The organism is Vibrio sp. 10N.222.46.A1 (assembly GCF_041473595.1).
GTDB classification, from domain to species: domain Bacteria; phylum Pseudomonadota; class Gammaproteobacteria; order Enterobacterales; family Vibrionaceae; genus Vibrio; species Vibrio tasmaniensis_A.
This window is the reverse complement of sequence record NZ_JBFRSN010000832.1, coordinates 1-5,827: the sequence shown is the minus strand read 5'-3', so window position 1 is coordinate 5,827 and position 5,827 is coordinate 1. Positions and strand designations below refer to the sequence as shown.

The window sequence follows — 5,827 nt, the reverse complement described above, 5'->3', positions numbered from 1 at the left end:
AAAATCACTCAGGCCCTTCTTCTAGGTGCTGGTTTGGCAGTGGCTGCCACTTCTACTCTTTCTATCGCTGCTGAAGTTCCAGCAGGTACAGAACTAGCAAAAGTTCAGGAACTTGTTCGCGGTAACGGTACTGAAGTTGCGACTATCGACCCACACAAATCTCAAGGTGTACCAGAATCTCACGTAATTCGTGATCTTCTAGAAGGTCTAGTGAACCAGGACGGTGAAGGTAATACTATCCCTGGTGTTGCTGAGAGCTGGGAAACGACAGACAACAAAACATTCACTTTCCATCTACGCAAAGATGCAAAATGGTCTAACGGCGATCCTGTAACAGCTGAAGATTTCGTTTACAGCTGGAAACGTGCAGTTGATCCTGCCACTGCTTCTCCATACGCTTGGTACATGGAATATACCAAGATGGTGAATGCGAAAGACATCGTAGCGGGTAAGAAAGACAAGAGTGAGCTAGGCGTTAAAGCTGTAGATGCAAACACACTTGTTGTTGAATTAGAAACAGCGGTACCATACTTCGTAATGATGATGGGCCACACAACAGTGAAGCCAGTACACAAAGCAACTGTTGAAAAATTCGGTGACCAATGGACCAAGCCGGGTAACTTCGTAGGTAACGGCGCATTCTCTGTTGATAAGTGGGTTGTTAACGAACGTCTAGTTCTAAAGCGTAACGACCAATACTGGAACAACGACAAAACTGTTCTAAACAAAGTAACCTTCCTACCAATCGAAAACCAAGTTGCGGAAATGAACCGTTTCTTATCTGGTGAAATCGACTTCACAAATGAACTTCCAACTGAGCACTTCAAGCGTCTTAAGAAAGAGCACGCAGAAGACGTATCTGTAGCTGGTAACTTGTGTACTTACTACTACATCTTCAACACGAAGAAAGCTCCATTTGATGACGTTCGCGTACGTAAGGCTATCTCTTACGCAATTGACCGTGACATCGTGACTGGCGCTATCTTAGCGCAAGGTCAAAAACCAGCATATTTCCTGACGCCTGAAATCACGGCGGGCTTCGATCCTGAGCTTCCTCAGTACGGTACAATGTCTCAAAAAGAACGTAACGTAGAAGCGGCACGTCTTCTTGAAGAAGCGGGCTACGGCAAAGACAATCCACTAAACTTCAACCTACTGTACAACACTTCTGAAAACCACAAGAAGATTGCTGTAGCACTAGGTTCTATGTGGAAGAAAACACTGGGTCTTAAAGTTACACTTGAAAACCAAGAGTGGAAAACTTACCTATCTTCTAAAGATTCTGGTGACTTCGAAGTAGCTCGTGCTGGTTGGTGTGGTGACTACAATGAAGCGTCGTCATTCCTAACGCTAATGAAGAGTAACAACACTACCGGTGGTGTTCACTACGACAGCGCGGCTTACGATCAAATCATTGATAAAGCACTGAACTCGACTTCAGAAGAAGAGCGTAAAGCACTTTACCTTGAAGCTGAGGCGCTAATGGCTAACGATATGCCTATCGCACCTATCTACCAATACGTGAAATCACGTCTACTAAATCCGCACGTTGGTGGCTTCCCTACTAATAACGCGGAAGATAAGATCTTCTCGAAAGACTTATACATCAAGGCTCAATAAGCTTCGATTCTAAAAGTTAATATAACTATAACGATACAGACACTACATGCGTAATACGCGCATGTAGCGTCTTTCTAATTTTAATTGTCACAGACTGAAAGAGTGAGTTTATGCTTAAATTCATTATGAAAAGGATATTTGAAGCGATTCCAACGATGTTGGTGTTGATCACTATATCTTTCTTTCTCATGCGTTTCGCACCGGGTAACCCGTTTTCAAGCGAGCGTCCATTACCGCCAGAAGTTATGGCTAACATCGAAGCTAAATACGGCTTAGATAAACCAGTATTTGAACAGTACACCACGTACTTAACCAACATCCTTCAGGGTGATTTTGGTCCATCTTTCAAATATCAAGATTACACAGTAAATGAGCTGATTGCTGTAGCACTTCCAGTATCTGCGAAGGTAGGCTTCGTTGCCTTTATCTTTACGCTAATTATGGGGGTCACCGTCGGCACTATAGCCGCGTTGAAGCACAATACCTGGGTCGACTACACCATAATGTCGACAGCCATGCTCGGGGTGGTGATGCCATCCTTCGTGTTGGCACCAGCGCTTATTTACCTTTTCTCCCTGCACTGGAATATATTCCCAGCAGGTGGTTGGCATGGCGGCACCTTCGTGTACATCGTGCTACCTGTTATTGCGATGTCTCTTCTATATGTAGCAACCTTTGCTCGTATCACTCGCGGTAGCATGATTGAAACGTTAAACAGTAACTTTATCCGTACTGCTCGTGCTAAAGGTCTAAGTTACCGTTATATCGTTCTTAAACATGCGCTTAAGCCAGCAATGCTACCTGTTGTGTCATACATGGGACCTGCGTTCGTAGGTATCATCACAGGTTCAGTTGTTGTTGAAACCATCTTTGGTCTACCGGGAATCGGTAAGCTGTTTGTTAACGCCGCGTTTAACCGTGACTACTCGTTAGTAATGGGTGTAACCATTTTGATTGGTTTCCTATTCATCTTGTTCAACGCTATCGTTGATATTTTACTAGCGCTTATTGACCCGAAAATTCGCTACTAGCAGGGACGCATGGTTATGTTGAAGAAAAAAGAAAACTTAGAAGCGATCGAAAAATTCTCTGAGAATTTGGAAATTGAAGGTCGTAGTTTGTGGCAAGATGCGCGTATTCGTTTTATGCGCAACAAAGCGGCAATGATCAGTCTGTTCATTCTAATTATCATGGTGCTTTCGGTAATCTTCTTACCTATGTTGGCGCAGCATGCTTACGATGATACTGACTGGTACGCAATGCACGTAGGCCCAAATGCGGATCACTGGTTTGGTACCGACAGTTTAGGTCGTGACTTATACGTTCGTACAATGATTGGCGGCCGTATTTCTCTGATGGTTGGTGTGATGGGCGCATTTGTAGCGGTACTGATTGGTACGCTTTACGGTGCAGCTTCAGGTTTCATTGGCGGTCGTACTGACCGAGTGATGATGCGTATCCTAGAGATCTTGTACGCAGTACCATTCATGTTCCTTGTGATCGTACTGGTAACATTCTTTGGTCGTAATATTGTACTTATCTTTGTTGCTATCGGTGCTATTGCTTGGCTCGATATGGCACGAATCGTACGTGGTCAAACGTTGAGTCTACGTAGCAAAGAATTCATCGAGGCTGCTCACGTATGTGGTGTAAGTAAATGGAAGATCATTACACGTCATATCGTACCGAATGTATTGGGTATTGTTGCGGTTTACTCGACGCTACTTATTCCGAGCATGATCCTTACTGAATCATTCTTATCTTTCCTTGGTCTTGGTGTTCAAGAGCCTATGACAAGTTGGGGCGCGCTATTACAAGAAGGCTCGCAAACAATGGAAGTTGCTATTTGGCAATTGGCATTCCCAGCGGCATTCATGGTAGTTACGCTGTTCTGCTTTAACTACGTAGGTGATGGTCTGCGCGACGCGCTTGATCCAAAAGACAGATAAAGAAATAGCAAATAAAAATACAAAAGCTATAAAAGATTGAAGGAAGCAATGATGAGCTTATTAGATGTCAAAGATCTGCGCGTCGAATTTACCACGCAAGATGGTATCGTAACCGCAGTAAACGACTTGAACTTCTCACTTAACCAAGGCGAAACGCTGGGTATTGTTGGTGAGTCGGGTTCAGGTAAATCACAAACGGTATTTGCACTGATGGGGCTGCTGGCTAAGAACGGCATCATCTCAGGTAGCGCAAAGTTTGAAGGCAATGAAATTCTTAACCTGCCTGAAAAAGAGCTGAACAAAGTACGTGCTGAACAGATCGCGATGATCTTCCAAGATCCAATGACGTCACTGAATCCTTACATGAAAGTATGTGATCAGCTGATGGAAGTACTGATGCTGCATAAAGGCATGGGTAAAGCAGAAGCGTTCGAAGAATCAGTTCGTATGCTGGAAGCGGTGAAAATCCCTGAAGCACGCAAGCGCATCACTATGTACCCGCACGAGTTTTCGGGCGGTATGCGTCAGCGTGTGATGATCGCAATGGCACTGCTGTGTCGCCCTAAATTGCTTATCGCTGATGAACCAACAACGGCACTGGATGTAACCATTCAAGCGCAAATTATGGAATTGCTGAACGAACTTAAAGATGAGTTCAATACGGCAATCATCATGATCACCCATGATTTGGGTGTTGTTGCTGGCTCATGTGACAAAGTACTGGTGATGTACGCAGGTCGTACAATGGAATATGGCACGGTTGATGAAATCTTCTACGAGCCAAGCCACCCTTATGCGGAAGGCCTGCTTAAAGCAATTCCTCGTTTGGATACCGAAGGTGAAATTCTACCGACGATTCCAGGTAACCCACCTAACTTACTTCGCCTACCAACAGGTTGTCCTTACCAAGACCGTTGTCACCGTGTAATGGACCGTTGTAAGCAAGAAGCACCGATTTTGCAGCCATTTGCTAAAGACCGTCAGCGTGCTTGTTTTTCAGACTGGGAGACTTGGACAAAATGAGTAAAGAATTACTATTAGATATTAAAGACCTAAAAGTTCACTTTAGCATTGCGGCTAAGTCTGCTTGGCCTTGGGCGAAACCATCAAACCTTAAAGCAGTCGATGGTGTTGATGTTCATCTTTACGAAGGCGAAACGCTAGGTGTGGTAGGTGAGTCTGGTTGTGGTAAGTCGACTTTTGCACGCGCAATTATCGGTTTGGTTGAAGCGACTGAAGGGCAAGTGATGTGGTTAGGTCAAGACCTAACTAAGATGCAGGAAGTGAAGCGTCGTGAGACTCGTAAAGAGATTCAGATGATCTTCCAAGACCCGCTAGCGTCGCTTAACCCACGTATGTCAGTAGGCGATATCATTGCTGAGCCTCTAGAGACTTTCTTCCCTGAACTTTCTAAACAAGAAGTAAAGGACAGAGTTAAAGAGATGATGGCAAAGGTTGGCCTATTACCAAACGTAATCAACCGTTACCCACATGAATTCTCTGGTGGTCAGTGTCAGCGTATTGGTATTGCACGTGCGCTTATCTTGAAACCTAAGATGATCATCTGTGATGAACCTGTTTCTGCACTGGATGTATCTATCCAAGCTCAAGTAGTTAACCTTCTTAAGGAGCTACAAAAAGAGTTAGGTTTGTCTTTGGTATTCATCGCGCACGATTTGTCAGTGGTTAAACACATCTCTGACCGTGTCTTGGTGATGTACCTAGGTAACGCGGTAGAGCTTGGTGAATCAGACGCCTTGTTCTCTGACCCTAAGCACCCGTACACCAAAGCGTTGATGTCTGCAGTTCCGATTCCAGATCCTCGTCTAGAGCGCAACAAAACGATTCAGATGTTGGAAGGCGATTTACCTTCACCAATCAATCCACCGTCAGGTTGTGTGTTCCGTACACGTTGCCCACAAGCAACAGAGGCTTGTGCGCAAACTAAGCCAACTATTCAAGGCGATGACGTTCACGCAGTATCTTGCTTGCACGTACAAGTCTAGAGCCTATTTAAAACGGTTCAGCCTGTGACAGGCTTAAGCGCGACTAGTTATTAGAGTCGCGCTTTTTTTGTGTCTAAAGTTCCATATTAAATAAGCTTCATCAAATAATTTGAACAACTAAGCCAACTTCTTCTAGTTTAGAAAAAGTTGGCTTTTTTTATACTAATACCAATCGTAGTAAATAACTGCTCATCCTAGCTTGTTAAAACGCTCGATAACGGCGTTAGAATTTTTGATTGTAGAATAACTACT

The 5,827-nt window shown here is 44.2% G+C and carries 5 protein-coding genes; all 5 read left to right on the top strand.

Annotated elements, in window-relative coordinates:
- Nucleotides 1-1,620, top strand: a 1,620-nt coding sequence (locus tag AB4496_RS20680) for an ABC transporter substrate-binding protein (protein ID WP_372131828.1), incomplete at its 5' end; no start/stop codon positions are given.
- Nucleotides 1,621-1,730: 110 nt separating this feature from the next.
- Nucleotides 1,731-2,651 (top strand): oligopeptide ABC transporter permease OppB, encoded by a 921-nt coding sequence (oppB, locus tag AB4496_RS20675; RefSeq protein ID WP_009848637.1) that lies wholly within the window; start codon nt 1,731-1,733, stop codon nt 2,649-2,651.
- A gap of 15 nt (nt 2,652-2,666) precedes the next feature.
- Nucleotides 2,667-3,569 (top strand): oligopeptide ABC transporter permease OppC, encoded by a 903-nt coding sequence (gene oppC / locus AB4496_RS20670; RefSeq protein ID WP_009848636.1) that lies wholly within the window; start codon nt 2,667-2,669, stop codon nt 3,567-3,569.
- A gap of 51 nt (nt 3,570-3,620) precedes the next feature.
- Nucleotides 3,621-4,592, top strand: coding sequence for an ABC transporter ATP-binding protein (locus AB4496_RS20665; RefSeq protein WP_009848635.1), 972 nt, complete (start codon nt 3,621-3,623; stop codon nt 4,590-4,592).
- Complete coding sequence (oppF, locus tag AB4496_RS20660) at nt 4,589-5,575, top strand: murein tripeptide/oligopeptide ABC transporter ATP binding protein OppF (protein WP_009848634.1); 987 nt, start codon at nt 4,589-4,591, stop codon at nt 5,573-5,575. Before AB4496_RS20665 ends, oppF begins: the two co-directional genes overlap by 4 nt.
- Nucleotides 5,576-5,827 lie beyond the last annotated feature (252 nt).